The organism is Moraxella catarrhalis (assembly GCF_001632285.1).
GTDB classification, from domain to species: domain Bacteria; phylum Pseudomonadota; class Gammaproteobacteria; order Pseudomonadales; family Moraxellaceae; genus Moraxella; species Moraxella catarrhalis.
Window position 1 is genome coordinate 147,939 of record NZ_LWAH01000012.1, and the last position, 16,836, is coordinate 164,774.

Sequence of the window (16,836 nt, forward strand, 5' to 3'; positions counted from 1 at the left end):
TATGACCCCAAAACGCCCTTATATCGTACGTGCTTTTCATGAATGGATAGAGGATAACGATTTTACCCCCTATCTGATGATTGATGCGACACATGACGATGTTGTTGCACCGCTTGAGTATGCCCAAGATGGTCGCTTGGTGCTAGCCGCTTCTTATCAAGCCACGCACAATCTACAAATTCATAATGATGCCATTAGTTTTACTGCCAGATTTGGCGGTGTCTCTTCTGATATTTGGATACCCATGGCAGCCTTGATGGCAATATATGCCAAAGAAGACCCCAAGCATGGTGCATTTTTTGATCCTGGCGAATATGCCAATCATCAATCGCCCAAAACCGATGAAGATCGACCAACTTTAAAAGGCTCAACGCTCAGAGTATTGGACTAGCCAATGTGCATTGTTGCTTTGGCTTGACAGGTGTTACCTAAGACACCACTGTTATTAATCTCAAATCGAGATGAATTTTATGCGCGTCCAACCTTACCGCTGCACGCCTGTGATGGTATTATTGCAGGGCGAGACAAGCAGGCGGGTGGCACTTGGATGGGTGTGAATCTATCAGGTCGCTGGGCAGTTTTGACCAATTTTCGTGATGGACAGGATAAAAAATTGTACGCCACCTCGCATGGCACATTGGTGCAAAATTATCTTGACTCACAAATGACACCATTACAATTTTTGACATGCTTAAAACCATCACAAACAGATTATGCAGGATTTAATCTCATTGTCGGTGATCGCACTCAAGCTGCCTACATGAGCAACAAAGGCGTAGCACCAACCTTACTGGCATGGCGTGTATACCTTATCACATGGTCTTATCAGTGATGAATGGTTTAAATGCACACATTTAAGAATGCATTTTTATCAAGAAATTCTACCTTTAGTCAGGCAAAACCTTGATTTTGATGGTTTGATCATCACGCCAAAGTTAAGCCAAGCGGTGTGGCAAGTGCTTGAAGATACACAAAAAGCCAAGGATAATCAATTGCCCAATACAGGTGTTGATCTATATTTGGAGCGGTTATTATCCAGTATTTTTATTCAAAGCTCAAATTATGGTACACGGGTTTCAAATTTACTGTGTCTTCAAAATCATCATCTGACTTGGCAAGAAAAACAGCAACAGGGTAAGCATATGGGTCAAATATTTTCTTGGTCTGGTCATTTACAATACAAATAAAAAACCATCGACAGTTTGCCGATGGTTTTTGATGATAGGCTAGATCAACAAATCAGCTATAACGCAGCTTATTAAAGGTGAATTGATCATTCAACCACTCAACAAAGATGGTATCTCCCGTGGTGAACTCACCAGATAATAAAAGTTGTGCTAATGGATTTTCAATCTCTTGCTGAATCGCACGCTTCAATGGGCGAGCACCAAAGACAGGATCATAACCCACCGATACCAAATGATTCATCGCCTCATCACTCACACTAAGGCCAAGCTCACGCTCTTTAAGGCGTGTACGCAAACGATCAAGCTGAATTTCAGCAATGCCCGTCATTTGATCTGCACCCAAACCATGAAAGACAACAATCTCATCGATACGGTTGATAAATTCTGGTCTAAAATGTCCAGTGACCGACGCCATTACCGCAGTCTTGATGTCTTCATAAGGCGAGTCTGTCATCTCATGGATCGCATGACTGCCTAAGTTACTGGTCATAATGATGACAGTATTTTTAAAGTTCACCACACGACCTTGACTGTCAGTCAATCGACCATCATCAAGCACCTGCAGTAAGATATTAAAGACATCTGGATGTGCTTTTTCAACTTCATCAAAGAGTACAACGCTGTACGGCTTACGGCGTACCGCTTCGGTCAGCACACCTCCTTCTTCATAACCGACATAACCTGGAGGTGCACCCACCAAGCGTGAAACACTGTGCTTTTCCATGTACTCACTCATATCGATACGAACCATCGCATCTTCAGAGTCAAATAAGAAATTTGCCAATGCCTTAGTCAGCTCAGTTTTACCCACGCCCGTCGGTCCCAAAAATAAGAAAGAACCGCTTGGCTTATTAGGATCTGACAAGCCCGAACGGCTGCGTCGTACCGCATTTGCGACCGCCGCCACTGCCTCATTTTGACCGATGACACGCTCATGTAATACATCTTCCATCGCCAACAGTTTATTACGCTCACCTTGAAGCATTTTGGCAACAGGAATGCCTGTGGCATGCGACACAACCTCAGCGATTTCGTTATCAGTCACTTTATTACGAAGTAGCTTGGGTGCATGTTCTGGCTCATCTGTCTGCTCTTCTGCCAATTGCTTTTCAAGTGCAATGATTTCACCATATTGTAGCTGTGAAGCACGAGCATAATCCCCTTCACGCAATGCTTTTTCTAAGGTGATGCGTGCGGTATCTAGCTTGGCTTGAAGCTGTTTACTTTTTTCAACACCTACTTTTTCAGCTTTCCAAACCTCTTCAAGCTCACTATACTGTTTTTGTGCGTCATCAATTTGCTGCTCAAGTGATTTGACTTGTGATTTTGCACCAGCATCTTCTTCATTTTTTACAGCTTCTAGCTGCATTTTTAGCTGAATGATACGACGATCTAGCTTATCCAAACTTTCAGGCTTACTATCAAGCTCCATTTTGATACGGCTGGCAGCTTCATCAATCAAATCAATTGCCTTATCTGGCAGCTGACGATCGGTGATATAGCGGTGGCTCATCTTAGCGGCAGCAATGATGGCCGAATCCATAATTTTGACACCATGGTGTAGCTCATAACGCTCTTTTAGACCACGCAAAATGGCGATGGTATCTTCAACAGTCGGCTCATCTACCAAGACTTTTTGGAAACGACGCTCAAGTGCTGGATCTTTTTCAATATATTGACGATACTCATCCAAAGTTGTTGCACCCACACAGCGTAACTCACCACGAGCAAGTGCAGGCTTAAGCATATTGCCAGCATCCATTGCACCACTGGTCTTACCAGCACCCACCATGGTATGTAGCTCATCAATAAATAAAATGATATTGCCGTCTTGTTTGGCAAGCTCATTTAGCACCGCTTTTAGTCGCTCCTCAAACTCACCATGATATTTCGCACCAGCAATCAAAGAACCCATATCCAGCGATAGCACGCTTTTATTTCTTAGGCTTTCAGGCACTTCACCATTAACGATACGCTGAGCAAGCCCTTCAACGATGGCAGTTTTACCAACACCTGCTTCACCGATAAGCACTGGATTATTTTTGGTACGGCGAGATAACACCTGTACAGTACGGCGAATTTCATCATCACGCCCAATCACAGGGTCAAGCTTACCTGCCATCGCACGCTCAGTAAGATTGATGGTATATTTATCTAATGCTTGTCGATTTTGTTCACTATTTTGATTGGTCACAGCCTCATCTCCTCGAATATTTTTCATAATTGTTTGTAAATTTTGGGCGGTCACACCTGATGATACAAAGGCTTTATTGAGTGATTTATTCTCAAATAGTGCCAAAATCAGCCATTCAATCGGTACAAACTCATCGCCTGCTTTGGCCGCATAATTTTCTGTTGCCTGTAAGACCTTGATAGTTTCAGGTGATAAATTCACTTGTCCTGTGGGCTGATTGATCACCGCTTGATAAGAAAGCAGTGTCTTAATCTCATCTTGTAGCCGTGCTAAATTTGCACCGCTCGCCTCAATGATGGACAGTGCAGTATGATTATCAGCCACAGCACTCAGCAAATGCACAGGGGCAATTGCAGTATGATGATGCCCAAGACTGCTTTGCTGTGCCCCACGAATAACCTCTTGCAGTGTTCGAGTATATTTCTCAAAATTCATATAATTATCCTTAAATATAATCATTGGCACTATATATTCATTAAGATTTATTAATGACAAAATATCAATAAATATACATTGCATTATTGGCTATTATATGGTAGATAGTGCTAGATTTTTCAATAGTGGGCTAAAGTTATCCACAACTATTTTTATAAATTATTGATTTTACTCATATAATAATTTTTTAATCAGATAGTCTAAATCACAAAAGTATCGCCCTATGATATTCATCGGATGAATAAAAATATATTTTCTTAACAATAAAAAAACAGGGTTAATGGCTTACCCTGTTATCATAATCATGATCATTGATGTCATGTGTGGTGATATCAATTCGTTTTGCTTTAAAGGTTTACTTATCAGACGATAAACCAAGCTTATACAAACTAAATCCATACAACTCTCAGCCCAAAATCAAGCGATCATCTTCCACCTTTTCACCACGAGTTTTTTCAAACATATTTAATAAGTCTTGAACATTCATGCCCTGCCTTTTATCCCCTGATACATCCAGCATCACTTGACCTTGGTGGAGCATGACAGTACGAGTGCCATGCGTGAGTGCTTGTTGCATGGAATGCGTCACCATCATCGTAGTCAGACGCCCTTCACTGACAATTTTATCAGTCAAATCCAAAACAAAAGCAGCGGTTTTTGGATCGAGTGCCGCCGTATGCTCATCTAGCAGCAAAATTTTTGAGGGCTGTAGGCTTGCCATCAACAGGCTGACCGCCTGACGCTGACCGCCTGACAAAAGTCCCATACGATCAGTTAGGCGATTTTCCAACCCAAGTTTTAAGATGGATAGCTTTTCACGAAATAACTCACGATTTTTGTGATTTAACGCACCTGCTAAGCCACGCATACCGCCACGCTTGTAAGCCAGTGCCATATTCTCCTCAATGGTGAGTGCCTCACAAGTACCTGCCATGGGGTCTTGAAAAACACGCGCCACTTGTTTGGCACGCTGATGCGTCTTTAAGCGAGTGACATCTTGACCATTAATTTTGATGCTGCCGCTATCGACACGCACCGCCCCACTGATGGCGTTTAAGAAAGTGGATTTACCAGCACCATTGGTACCAATCACTGTCACAAACTCGCCATCAGCAATTGATAACGACAGTCCGCGCAGTGCAGGATTTTCGATGGGCGTACCAAGATTAAAGGTTAGGCGAAGATCGGTAGCTTGTAACATGGTACACTCCTTAGTGTTTTTTTGGTGATAGCTTGGCTTTAATTTTTGGCAACATCAAGACAATGATCACCAAAAATGCTGTCACTAAATTTAAATCTTGAGATTTAAAGCCGATGCCACGCAATAGCTCACTAGAAAGTGCAATTTGGATAAATAAACGGTATAAAATCGCACCAATCACCACCGCCAAAGTCATCCAAAAAATTCGCTTGGCAGATAAAACCGCCTCGCCAATAATGACCGCAGCCAATCCAATCACAATCGTACCAATACCCATAGAAACATCAGCAAATCCTTGGGTCTGCACAAACAAAGCACCCGATAGTGCAATCAAACCGTTTGAAATCGCCATGCCAAGAATGATAATCCATGGCGTATTAATGCCCTGAGCTTGTGCCATACGCAGATTTGAACCTGTCGCACGCATTGACAGACCCATTTCGGTGATAAAAAACCAATCTAAAGCCAGCTTTACCACCAATACAACCCCTGCAATGACTGCCACACGCACCCAAAATCCATTACCACCATCAATCAATGGTGTAAATACTGTCGGCTGTCCAAGTAGCGGCAGGTTTGGGGCATTCATAATTCGCAGATTAATCGAATACAAGGCGGTCATCATCAAAATACCAGCAAGTAGGTGTAAAATACCCAACTTAACATGCAGCCAAGCTGTCATCATACCTGCTACCATACCTGCCATCATACCAAAAACACAAGCCAGCCAAGGATTAATGCCTGCGACAATGCAAATCCCTGCAACCGCACCGCCCAACGGAAAGCTGCCATCGGCGGTTAGATCAGGGAAATCTAAAATGCGAAAGGAAATCAGCACACCCAGTGCCATCAAAGCATAAATCAGACCACTCTCCAGTGCTCCAAAAAAAGCAATCAAATTCATCAGCCATATCCGCCCAAAAAGTTAAAATGCCTATTATAACAAAGTCCAAGTTATTGTAGGATTAAATTCACCAAAAAAACAAACCCAAGCGTGGCAGTCTATCAATCGGCTTGGGTTTAAAAAATGGCTACTTTGGCTTATGACATCAAGCATCATTAGCATCTTTTTGCCAAACTGGTTATTATCAAAAAACCTTATTCAACCACTTTGGTAGCTCGATCAATGACCGCTTGTGGTAAAATGATACCTTGCTCAGCCGCATGTTTTTTGCTGATATACAAGTCTAGATTTTCAGAGATATGAACAGGAATATCAGCAGGTTTTTCACCCTTTAAGATGCGTGCAATGATTTTACCAGCTTCTTTGCCAAGATCGGTATAATTGACGCCCAGTGCAGCCACAGCACCACGCTCAACAGTACTGGTATCTGCTGAAATTAATGGAATTTTGGCGGTTTTTGCAACTTGATATAACGCTTCATAAGCATTAATGACATTATTATCTGTTGAAGTATAAATCACATCAACACGCCCAACCAATGAGTTGGCAGCTTGAGTAATATCGCTAGATTTTTGGGCAGGTGCTTCGATGACATTGATACCAAGCGGTGCTAATTTTTCTTTGAGCGTTTTAAGTACCACAGTTGAGTTTACCTCGCCTGGGCTAAAAACATAACCAACATTTTTAACAGTTGGCACAAGCTCTTGGATTAAGGCAATTTGGGGTTCATAAGGCAGCGCATCTGACGCGCCCGTGATGTTATTACCTGAGTTTTCTAGGTTTGCAACCAACCGAGCTTCGATCGGATCAGTGACAGCCGAAAATACCACAGGAATATCCTGGGTTGCCGCTGCAATAGCCTGTGCTGACGGTGTGGCAATGGCATAAATAAGGTCGGGATTATCCGAGGTGAACTGTCTGGCAATTTGACCTGCCGTTGCCATATTGCCTTGGGCAGATTGGAAATTTACGGTCAGATTTTCACCTTCCTTAAAACCTTCCTTAGTCAATTGATCTAACGCACCTTGGCGAGCGGCATCTAAAGCAGGGTGCTCAACAATGGCGGTGATTGCCACTGTTTTGGCTTGGCTGGTAGCCAAATCAGCTTGAGCGGTAGGCTTATCACCACCACATGCCGCCAAGGTTAGTGCCACCAAACTTGCCCAAAGGGTCGTTTTTAAAAAGTTATTCATAGCAACTCCTGTCATGCCAAGTCGCTTAATTTAAATCATTTCAATTAAGCGTTTATGCAGTTTATCACACTGCAGATTATCCTGCCAAGATATTTGGTAAGATTTATTTACATGGGATTAACAAATTATAGATAATCCATGTCAGCTACTTTACTGTTTAAAACTTTCTCATTTAAGAATTTATCAATCATACTTTATAAAATACACCGACCCATAGACTCACACCCAATGCCGCATATTTTGGCTAAGAACATGCTATTTATTCGGCTGACGCGCTGGCGTGGTGTCAACATTGATACTCTCACCCAGTGTTGTCAAATCCACCGTTACGCCTTGATTGGCTGCGTGTTTTGGGCTGATAAATAAGGTCAAAGTATTCATCACTTCAGGTTTAATTTCATTTGGGGATTTACCATCTAACACTTGAGCGACCAATTTTGCGGTTGTCAAGCCAAAATCATAATCGTTCACACCCAAAGCAGCTGTCGCACCACGGCGTACCGAAAATTCATCTGAGGTAATCACAGGTATTTGTAACTCATTAGCAGCCAAAACCATCGCTTCCATCGCTGATGCCACACCATTATCTAGTGATGTATAAAGTAAATCCACCTTGCCAGCCAATGAACGCGTCGCATCGCCCACATCGCTTGATCGATTGGCGGGCACTTCCACCAAAGTCATGCCATATTTTGGTAAAATTTCAATTAACTTATTTTTGACGGCAACAGAATTGGCTTCACCAGGGCTAAAAACAAAGCCAATGCGTTTGGCTTCAGGCTTGATTTTTTGAAATAATTCAACTTGTGGCTCAATGGGCAGCTGACTGGATAAACCTGTAATGTTAGGCTGGGTAGCTTGATGATTGTTATTTAATAATTTGGCAGCCACAGGGTCAGAGACAGCCGTATAAATCAGCGGAATGCTTGTAGTCGCTGCCGCCAAGCTTTGGGCGCTCGGTGTGGTAATAGCTACGATGGCATCAGGTGTATCCGCCACAAACTGCTTGGCAATCTGCCCGACAGTCGCCATATTACCTTGGGCAGATTGGAAATTAACGGTCAAATTTTCACCGTCTTTATAACCTAAGCTTGCCAAACCATCCACCACACCCAAGCGAATATCATCCAATGACGGATGCTCAACGATGGCGGTAATCGCAATGGTTTTGGGGATTTTTTCGGTGGATGTATTTGAGGTATCGGCAGGTGCTTGTGAGATTGTTTGGGTGGGTTGACTACAGCCAACCGCCAAAGCTGCGATGGCTATAGCGGCAAACTTTGGCATGACTTGAGCAAACTTATTTCGAGCCAAGGTCATAAATCTCTCCATTATATGTTGATTGTGATAAAATAAAAACTTAAAAATCTCATTGATTGTAACATAAATTTTATAGATTGCGTATCCATTTCAACAGCTCATCCAAGCCGTTATAGCCATCAAAAAACCCTTTTTGATGGTCAAAAGGGTTTTTTGATTTCAGGGTCAAACGGCAATCAATAGGTTTCGTTTGACTCAACGATACTGATACTTGTTTTGCCATCACTACTGGCATTCGCCGTTGGTGGCTGTGGGTGTGGTAAGTCTTGAGATGTCTTATTTGCAGAACGCTCGGTGGTACGCTCGGTATTGGCTTTGGCTTGACTATCACGATCCACACGAGGGGTGCTACCAGCTGCAGAAGATTGCCCTACCGAGTTTTGTGTGGGTGTCTGTGCTGAATTATTTGAAGACATCTCGCTGCGTGGGCGAGATGACACCTGTGCGTTAGGTGCTGGCTTTTGTTCAATGTACGTCGTTACACTAGAATCTTCTTGAGGATTTGATGGCATAGCTATTGGTGCCTCTGGCAGTCGCTCAATTGCTTGTGGTCGTGCGGTAACATCAGATTGTATGGATACTTGTGGCAAACTGCTTGTAGAAGCTGCCAAAATATCGGCAATCAGAAGAATGGCATTATGATTGTTGCCATACATCACCACATTACCATTGACCATTTGATAAGTTATTTGTTTGGCGACAATTGTGCCATTATAAAACTCAACTTGATCTTGGCTAGCACGCTGTAATAAAGTTACCCCTGAACGAGCAAAAGCAAATTCTGCATTCGCCAAATCTTGGGGGTTTACCGTTATATGTACATCCGCCATACAGCTATCGGCAAAATTCGTGGCATTTTGGGTGGTGATTTGTAAAGTATTCAGCTGCTGACCAATGGTATTTTGTATGGCGAGGCGTTGGTTGGGGTCTGCATCCGTCATTTGGCTCATCACGGCATCAAGAATGGACTGCTTGATACCATTTTGTAGATTTGCTTGCATGGCTGGTGCTTGGCAAATGTCATCAATCTGCTGAACGACAGGCTCAGCCACCGCCATCTCATCATCACGGTGGTTGTCATGACTACAACCAGCCAGCGTTAATAGTGCAGCAGTTGGTAAGCTTAAATATTGGATGGTAGATTTTTTCATAAAGATGCTCATCACTCAAAAGCCAATTTATAAAATTTATCGAAGAAAAGCACGCTGTGCTATAATACTTGATTGGCGAAAATGCCCTTATTATAACACAATTCATCAACAAATCACGCACACCAACCTTTACATTTGGTTGCTTTATTTTATTTATCAATTAACTATGACCATCACCAACGATAGAAATTTTGATGCCATTAGCGAACACTTTGCCAAAAAAGTATATGGCGGTCTTAAAGGACGCATTCGCTTAGCCGTGCTTCAGCAAGATTTAAGCGAAGCGATGGATCAGCTTATGCTCAATCGCCCTTTACGCATCTTAGATGTGGGCGCAGGACTGGCTCAGATTAGCCTATCTTTGGCATCAGATCATCATGTAACGGTCAATGACATTTCAACCAATATGCTAGATATGGCAAAAGATCATGCCAAATCGCTTGGGGTATATGATCAAGTACGGTTTATCACTTGCCCTTATCAGGCATTGTCAAATCATTTGGCAGGTGAGCAGTTTGATATTATCTTATGTCATGCACTACTTGAGTGGTTGGGCGAGCCTGAAAAAATCATGACTTTTTTTGATCAGTATTTGGCAGATGGTGGCATGCTGTCTTTGTGTTTTTATAATCCTGCCAGTAAAATTTATCGTAATTTAATCATGGGAAATTTTTATCAGCTTAATACGCCTCGCCCTGCTGATGATAAAAGTTTAACGCCCAATCACCCTGTCGCCCCCGATACCGTCGAAGCATGGCTAATTGCTCATTATTATAAAATCAGTATTCGCTCAGGTATTCGGGTATTTTCAGATTATGCACCCCTGAAGCGTGGTGGCCTAAATAACCCCGACGATGTGGTTGCGATGGAACTTGAATACTCACGCCAGCTGCCTTTTCGTGCCATGGGGCGATATCTGCATATCATCGCCTTCAAAAATCCTGCTTGATATCAGACTTAGCAAGCATATTTAAATGTATGAATCATAAAATCATAATGTGTTAAAATAAGTGATTTTCTTGGTTTTTATAGAATTGAGCCATGTTTTCTTTTCTGTCTTTAGAATTTACTTTAATGTTCATTGGTTTTTTGGCAATTTATTGGCTGTTTCGCCAAACACCAAAATTCCAAAATTTTCTCATTATCCTATTTAGCTATACGGTCATTTATCTAATGGCAGGTACGCTTGCGACAGAGATTTTATTTGGCTATACAATATTTGTATTTTTCATCACAAAGATGATGAATGGCTCTAAAATCAAGAAATTTTGGCTGATTTTAGGGATTGCCATCACACTGATTCAGTTGAGCATTTTTAAATATTATGATTTTTTCCGAGAAGGGATTAAGTACAGCCTTGATGCCATGCAGCTGGATTCATCAGGGGTGATGGCAAATATCATTTTTCCGCTCGGTATTTCTTATTATTCATTCCAAGCCATCAGTTATATGGTCAGTCGTTATTATGATGAATATGATGTACCTCAGTTAAGTTTTATGGCACTGTTGCACCACTTATCCTTTTTTGGGACAATCAGTGCAGGTCCTATCGCACGCACCAAGTCGGTATCAGGACTGACTGATATTGAGGGCAATCCTTGTGGTATGAGCGAACAAATCATCAGCCAAAATCCACGCCGTATTTTATTTCCCACCATCGCACTTTGCCTGATTTTATTAGCACTCATTAAAAAATGGTGGCTGGCAGGCTGGTTGGCTGACCATTGGGTCAATCCCATCTTTGCCAATCCCATGCAATATCATAGCTTAGAGGTATTAGTCGCAATTTATGGCTATACGCTACAGCTATTTTTGGACTTTTCGGGGTACAGTGAGATGATGGTAGCATTTGGTTTATTGATTGGTTTTCGCTTGCCTGTCAACTTTAAAGCACCATTAATCGCACATAATATTCGTGTTTTTTGGGATAGGTGGCACATTAGTTTATCTACATGGATTCGTGATTATATCTATATTCCCTTAGGGGGCAGTCGCCAGGGCTTTATAAAAACCCAAGTCAATTTATTAATTGCCATGGCATTATCAGGCATTTGGCATGGCTCTAGTGTGAATTTTCTACTTTGGGGCGTGTTGCATGGGCTTGCCATCATTTGGTTAAATTGTACCGATAAACTCTACCAAAATATTTATGCTGTCGACGCCAAACATGCACGCAATGCACTATATCGCCACAGTTGGCTAGGTAAAGTGATTGGGATTTTTGTGACCATTCATTTTGTGGCATTTTGTTTTGTGTTTTTTCGTGCAACCAGCTGGAGTGAGGCAATACAAATTTTTGAGGCATTGGCATACAACCATACCAACATTGCTTGGAGTGGTAATCCGCTGTTTATACTGGCACTTTTTATGATAGCTTGGTTCATCTACCCCATCTACACACGCCAAACTCTTAATATTATTCGCCTTGGTAGTCTATTGCCCAAGCCTATCCTAATCAGTCTTTTATTTGTTTGTTTGATGATTGTTGTTATTTTTGCGCCGTCAGGCATTCCAGGATTTATTTATGCAAACTTCTAATCAACCAATCTCAAAGGTCGCCCAAACCAAGCAATACCCTGAGCCTAAGCATATTCGGCTAAAGCTGCGCCCCAAGCCTTATTTTCACGGCAAAAGTTACAGCTATTTGCTGATAGTGCTGTGCTTATTTGCCACACTTGGTGCATGGATAATGCAAAATTCCATTAATGCATATTATCTACAAACTTATCACAAAAGCAGCCCTTTAAGCTTACTTGATCGTTATCCTGCTTGGAAAATGGGTGGTGATATCGGCAATAAACTGTATGCTTGGCATGGTGATTTAACCAGTGCTATTAACCAGAAAAATCAGCAAATTGTTGATTATTTTAATGACAATTTGGCTTATACCCCCAAATATCAGGCAATGATGGCAAAAAGCCTTGAATCTACGCCCGCTGTACAGATGGATAATGTTGGCGTATCAGAGGCCAAACCTGACAATCCTTATGTAATACATTCAGGTGATGAGATTTTTTTTGCTGGCGACTCAATGATGCAAGGCGTCGCACCGCATATCCAGCAATATCTTCAAAAAAATTACAACATCAAATCCGTCAATCTTGCCAAACAAAGTACAGGTTTGGCTTATCCAAGCCTATTTAATTGGCCAAAAACCATCAAAGAGACACTGTCCATCAATGCCAATATCAAAATTTTGGTTGTATTTTTGGGGCCTAATGACCCTTGGGATATGCCTGATTTGGTCAATGGCGGTCAATTAAAATTCCAAACGCCAGAATGGGAGATGGGCTACCGTCAGCGTATGATGGATATTTTGGACAGTGCCAAAAATCACAATACGCAAGTCATTTGGATCACACCGCCAAATATGAAAAAACAAAAGCTCAATAAGCAGATGATTTATCTAAATCAGATTATGCAAGATGAACTAAAACGCCATCATGTACTTATCATTGATTCACGCAAGCTATTAGGCACAAGCGATGATATTTATAATGATTATCTGATACAAGATGGAAAAAGCGTTAAAATGCGTACCGCTGATGGTATTCATTTTAGTGTCAAAGGACAAAAGTTAATCGCCCAAGCTGTACAAGATCAAATCACCATCATACCATAATATCTATTAGGCAAATTTATGAAACAATTTTTTGCGTTATCTGTGTTAGCCATGTCAATGAGCACATCGGCAAATTATTTAACCAATTATCAAGATCCAAATACCGATCAGCTCATTCAAGCTCTCAATAATAACCGCATTCATATCGTACAGCTGGGCGACTCACATACTGCAGGCGACAGCATGACCGAAGCACTACGTAGTCAGTTACAAAGTCGCTATGGTAACGGTGGTATGGGCTGGGCGATGCCGATGTATTTTAGCGGTCAGCGTATGGCACGCTATGGCTATGATAATTATCAATGGACACCCATCTCAAGTCGCCGCAATCAAAATGAGGATTATACATTAGGCGGTTTAATCGCTAAGCCAAATTTTTCAGGCAGTACGCTGACTATTAAAGCAAAAAATCAAGAGCCTATGCAATCAATGACCGTCAGCATTCGCCAAAGTGCCACTGATGGCTTATTTAAAATCAGTGATGCAGATGGCAATCATCTGATACTTGAAGCACCGATTAAAAACGATACTTGGCAAACCACAACTTTTGATGCCAAATTGCCTTTTACGCTCACTGCTGAAGGCAGTATGACAAATACCGCCATTGGTGGCTGGTGGGGTAGGTCAAAACATGAACTTGGTGCCATTGTCTCATCACTTGGTATCAATGGTGCAGAGCTATCACATTGGAGCCGCTGGAATCAAAACGCATGGCAACAAGAGTTGGCAACCATTGCACCTGAGCTAATCATACTTGCCTATGGCACAAATGAAGCTTATAACAATCTTAGTGCCGAACGCATCGCTACCGTATTAGATGAGCGTATTGAACAAATTCGTCAAGCATCGCCACATTCAGCGATTATGATTGTCTCGTCGCCTGAGGTGCTAAAAAATACAGCAGGCAGCTGCGGTGTACGCCCACCAACTTTACATGCCATTCAAGAAGTGCAGCGTCAAACTGCCCAAAATAAACACACGCTTTTTTGGGATTGGCAATCGGCCATGGGTGGCAGCTGCTCAATGAAGCAGTGGATGAAAAGTGGCAAAGCTACCAAAGATGGGGTACATTTTACCCATTTAGGTTATCAACAATTGGGCAGGCAAATGGCTGATGACATTATCTCATTGTCTGCATTAAATTCATCTTCACACTTAACACCACCGCCACAGATGATATCCCCATCACCCATATCAATTGCACCATCTTTATCAACAACACGCACTTTTTATCAAAAATAGCACCGTTAATGATACTTTAGTGATTGATTATAGCCATCTACCCAGTAACGCATTGACCGCAGCTTCAGTGCGTAAAATTCGCTTGCCCAAACTGGCAGCTTGAACGCCTACACTGTCCAGAAGCTGAATTTCATAAGGAATAAATCCACCTTCTGCCCCCACAACCAAAACTTGTGGTAACTGGTTTTGGGTGAGTTTACCAAAGTGTTCTTCGGCATAAGGGTGTGCCACAATTGCACCGCCATCACCGATAAGGCTTGGCAAGTCATCTTGCACAAATGGCTTAAACCGTTTGGCAAGTGTTATCTGTGGAGCTATTGTATCTATGCCTTGTTGCAGACCCTCGATGACAAATTCATCCAATCGTGACAGTAATGGTGAACTCCAATAGGACTTATCCGTACGATAACTGTTAATAAAGACCATATGGCGAACACCTGCTGCTGTCATATCCATCACCAGCCTTCTTAAAACTTTTGGGCGTGGTAGTGCCAAAACAACCACAAGATTAAGTTTACAAGGTGGCGACTTGGTCAAAGTAATCTCTGATAATATCACCTGATTTTCATCCATATGGACAATCCTGCCATGACCCATATTGCCCCCCAGCTTTCCCAACTTTATAAAATCGCCATGGTGTACATTTAATACCGTTTTTAGATGTACAATGGTTGACTGATTATGAATAACGGCACTGTCGGCGGTGATAAAATCGTTATCGTTTAATAAAATAATATTCATGAGTGATGATATGTGATTAAGATAGTCGTCGATGTTGGTTCAAGTTTAGCACAGCTTTAATAATCAAATCACACCCATCCAATTCGGTAAAGTCTTAAGATGTCTTAGGAGATGCCTACCCTGATTACACACTATATCATTTAGATGGTTTAAAAAATAACATGATTATTTTTGCATAACATATGGCTAAATCATACGCAGCACAAATAAAAACTGCTCTTGTAAAGCACGCTGTTTTTGTTGTACCAATACAGCACCTGATTTGCCCGTCCATTGAGATAAAGATGCCTGCAATAAGCTTTTAAATAATTGCTCTGAAATATTAGGCTCATCTGGCAGTTGTACCAATGCACCAACCTGTTTTAGTGCTTCAACCAAATCCTTACAATTATCATCATAAGCACCCATAATAACAGGTGTGGCAAGGCTGGCAGGTTCAATGGGATTATGCCCTCCAATTGGCACAAACGAGCCGCCAACTACCGCAATCTGAGCGACTTGATACCAAGAAAGTAGCTCCCCCATCGTATCGGCAAGATAAATTTGCGTCTTTGAGCTAATGGTTTCACCCATTGAACGGCGAGCAGTCAAAAAACCACCTTGTAAACACATTTGGTGGACGACTTCAAATCGCTCAGGATGTCTTGGCACAAGGATGAGTAGTGCATTGGGGAATTTTTGTAAAAATTGCTGATGTGCCTTTAGGGCAATGCACTCCTCACCATCATGCGAACTTGCCATCACCCAAATGTATGTTTTACATGCTTGATTAAGCTGCCTTGTTAGGGTGTTAACGGCTGCCAACTGGGCATCGCTTAGCGTACTGACACTTGTCCATTTTAACGAATCACTTTGGACAATATAAACCCTGCCCAGCTGTCCAAATCGCTTTGCAGAGCTGGCATCTTGAGCAATGATACCATCAAGATTTGCCATCATCGTTTGGCTTACTTTGGCAATTTTGGCATATCCTAGATAAGATTTTTGGGTTAAGCGTGCGTTAATCATTAATGTTTTGATGCCATGTTTTCGGCAGGCATATAAAGTATTAGCCCAAAGCTCTGTTTCAATGAACAATGCTGCAACGGGCTTGACATGCGTTAAAAAAGTATCAATCACCGAAGGCGTATCTACAGGTACAAAACTATGTGCCACACGCCCCAATCGGATTTCATTATCAAATAATTTAGCCGCACGCTCAAAACCTGTTTGGGTGGTACTCGTTACCCACAGCCCATAACCGTGATTCAAAAGCTTAAGCAATAATGGGTATACTGTATTTAGCTCACCCAAAGAAACGGCATGACACCAAATAACGCCTAGCCTGCCAACAGGTGGCGGCTGATAGTGCTTAGCAAAACGCTCATTTAACTCCCGCTTAAGCGTTGGCTTATTTTTGGATTTTTTGATAACCATTTGCCGATAAATGGGTGCAAGCATCACGGTTGCCAAACGATAATATAACGGCGGTCGAACAGCATGGGTATCAGACATGGCTATCAAGTGATTTTATGACTAAGATAAGATTGCATTCTTTGTTGAGTTAATATTTGTTTAGTTAAGTTAATAAAAGACTATCCTGATGAGAATAAAAATCATCAAATAATAAAACGGGCAAGCGGTTACCTGCCCGAATTAAAATGACT

The 16,836-nt window shown here is 41.9% G+C and carries 13 protein-coding genes and 1 pseudogene; 6 read left to right on the forward strand and 8 right to left on the reverse strand.

The genetic code is table 11. From position 1 onward, the window contains the following. The first annotated feature begins 1 nt into the window (after position 1). Together A4U55_RS02755 and A4U55_RS02760 are read left to right on the forward strand one after the other, a co-directional pair. Positions 2 to 391 carry a stringent starvation protein B gene (locus A4U55_RS02755; RefSeq protein WP_003657579.1) on the forward strand — a complete coding sequence of 130 codons (390 nt, stop codon included), beginning with the start codon at positions 2 to 4 and terminating at the stop codon, positions 389 to 391. 30 nt (positions 392 to 421) lie between these two features. Then, positions 422 to 1,187, forward strand: a pseudogene (locus A4U55_RS02760) (NRDE family protein). Positions 1,188 to 1,239: 52 nt separating this feature from the next. Here the strand turns inward: A4U55_RS02760 and clpB are convergent. The 6 genes from clpB to A4U55_RS02790 form a co-directional block, all read right to left on the reverse strand. After that, the gene (gene clpB, locus A4U55_RS02765; RefSeq protein ID WP_003663086.1) at positions 1,240 to 3,816 is read right to left on the reverse strand and encodes an ATP-dependent chaperone ClpB; all 2,577 of its coding nucleotides are present in this window, start codon (positions 3,814 to 3,816) and stop codon (positions 1,240 to 1,242) included. 406 nt (positions 3,817 to 4,222) lie between these two features. Next, positions 4,223 to 5,017: an ABC transporter ATP-binding protein gene (locus A4U55_RS02770; protein WP_003657581.1), complete on the reverse strand. Its 795-nt coding sequence runs from the start codon at positions 5,015 to 5,017 to the stop codon at positions 4,223 to 4,225. 10 nt (positions 5,018 to 5,027) lie between these two features. Continuing rightward, a complete protein-coding gene (locus A4U55_RS02775; RefSeq protein WP_003660326.1) occupies positions 5,028 to 5,921 on the reverse strand; it encodes an ABC transporter permease in 894 nt (297 codons plus the stop codon). Between the two features lie 194 nt (positions 5,922 to 6,115). Next, complete coding sequence (locus A4U55_RS02780) at positions 6,116 to 7,114, reverse strand: ABC transporter substrate-binding protein (RefSeq protein WP_003657583.1); 999 nt, start codon at positions 7,112 to 7,114, stop codon at positions 6,116 to 6,118. Between the two features lie 255 nt (positions 7,115 to 7,369). Next, positions 7,370 to 8,434 carry an ABC transporter substrate-binding protein gene (locus tag A4U55_RS02785; protein WP_063453980.1) on the reverse strand — a complete coding sequence of 355 codons (1,065 nt, stop codon included), beginning with the start codon at positions 8,432 to 8,434 and terminating at the stop codon, positions 7,370 to 7,372. A gap of 176 nt (positions 8,435 to 8,610) precedes the next feature. Beyond that, positions 8,611 to 9,585, reverse strand: a complete 975-nt coding sequence (locus tag A4U55_RS02790; protein ID WP_003660327.1) for a hypothetical protein — start codon at positions 9,583 to 9,585, stop codon at positions 8,611 to 8,613. 4 nt (positions 9,586 to 9,589) lie between these two features. On the opposite strand from A4U55_RS02790, the gene A4U55_RS02795 reads away from it, so the two are divergent. The 4 genes from A4U55_RS02795 to A4U55_RS02810 all read left to right on the forward strand — a co-directional run bounded on the left by A4U55_RS02795 (position 9,590) and on the right by A4U55_RS02810 (position 14,449). After that, positions 9,590 to 10,534: a methyltransferase domain-containing protein gene (locus tag A4U55_RS02795; RefSeq protein WP_003660328.1), complete on the forward strand. Its 945-nt coding sequence runs from the start codon at positions 9,590 to 9,592 to the stop codon at positions 10,532 to 10,534. A gap of 92 nt (positions 10,535 to 10,626) precedes the next feature. Then, a complete protein-coding gene (locus A4U55_RS02800) occupies positions 10,627 to 12,123 on the forward strand; it encodes an MBOAT family O-acyltransferase (protein ID WP_003673321.1) in 1,497 nt (498 codons plus the stop codon). Beyond that, a complete protein-coding gene (locus A4U55_RS02805) occupies positions 12,110 to 13,207 on the forward strand; it encodes an SGNH/GDSL hydrolase family protein (protein WP_042510414.1) in 1,098 nt (365 codons plus the stop codon). Before A4U55_RS02800 ends, A4U55_RS02805 begins: the two co-directional genes overlap by 14 nt. Before the next feature lie 18 nt (positions 13,208 to 13,225). Beyond that, positions 13,226 to 14,449, forward strand: coding sequence for a GDSL-type esterase/lipase family protein (locus tag A4U55_RS02810; RefSeq protein ID WP_003660331.1), 1,224 nt, complete (start codon positions 13,226 to 13,228; stop codon positions 14,447 to 14,449). Positions 14,450 to 14,476: 27 nt separating this feature from the next. On the opposite strand, the gene A4U55_RS02815 is transcribed toward A4U55_RS02810, so the two are convergent. Next, positions 14,477 to 15,190, reverse strand: coding sequence for a 16S rRNA (uracil(1498)-N(3))-methyltransferase (locus A4U55_RS02815; protein WP_003657592.1), 714 nt, complete (start codon positions 15,188 to 15,190; stop codon positions 14,477 to 14,479). A gap of 186 nt (positions 15,191 to 15,376) precedes the next feature. After that, positions 15,377 to 16,684, reverse strand: a complete 1,308-nt coding sequence (locus tag A4U55_RS02820; RefSeq protein WP_063453981.1) for a 3-deoxy-D-manno-octulosonic acid transferase — start codon at positions 16,682 to 16,684, stop codon at positions 15,377 to 15,379. Positions 16,685 to 16,836: the final 152 nt, after the last annotated feature.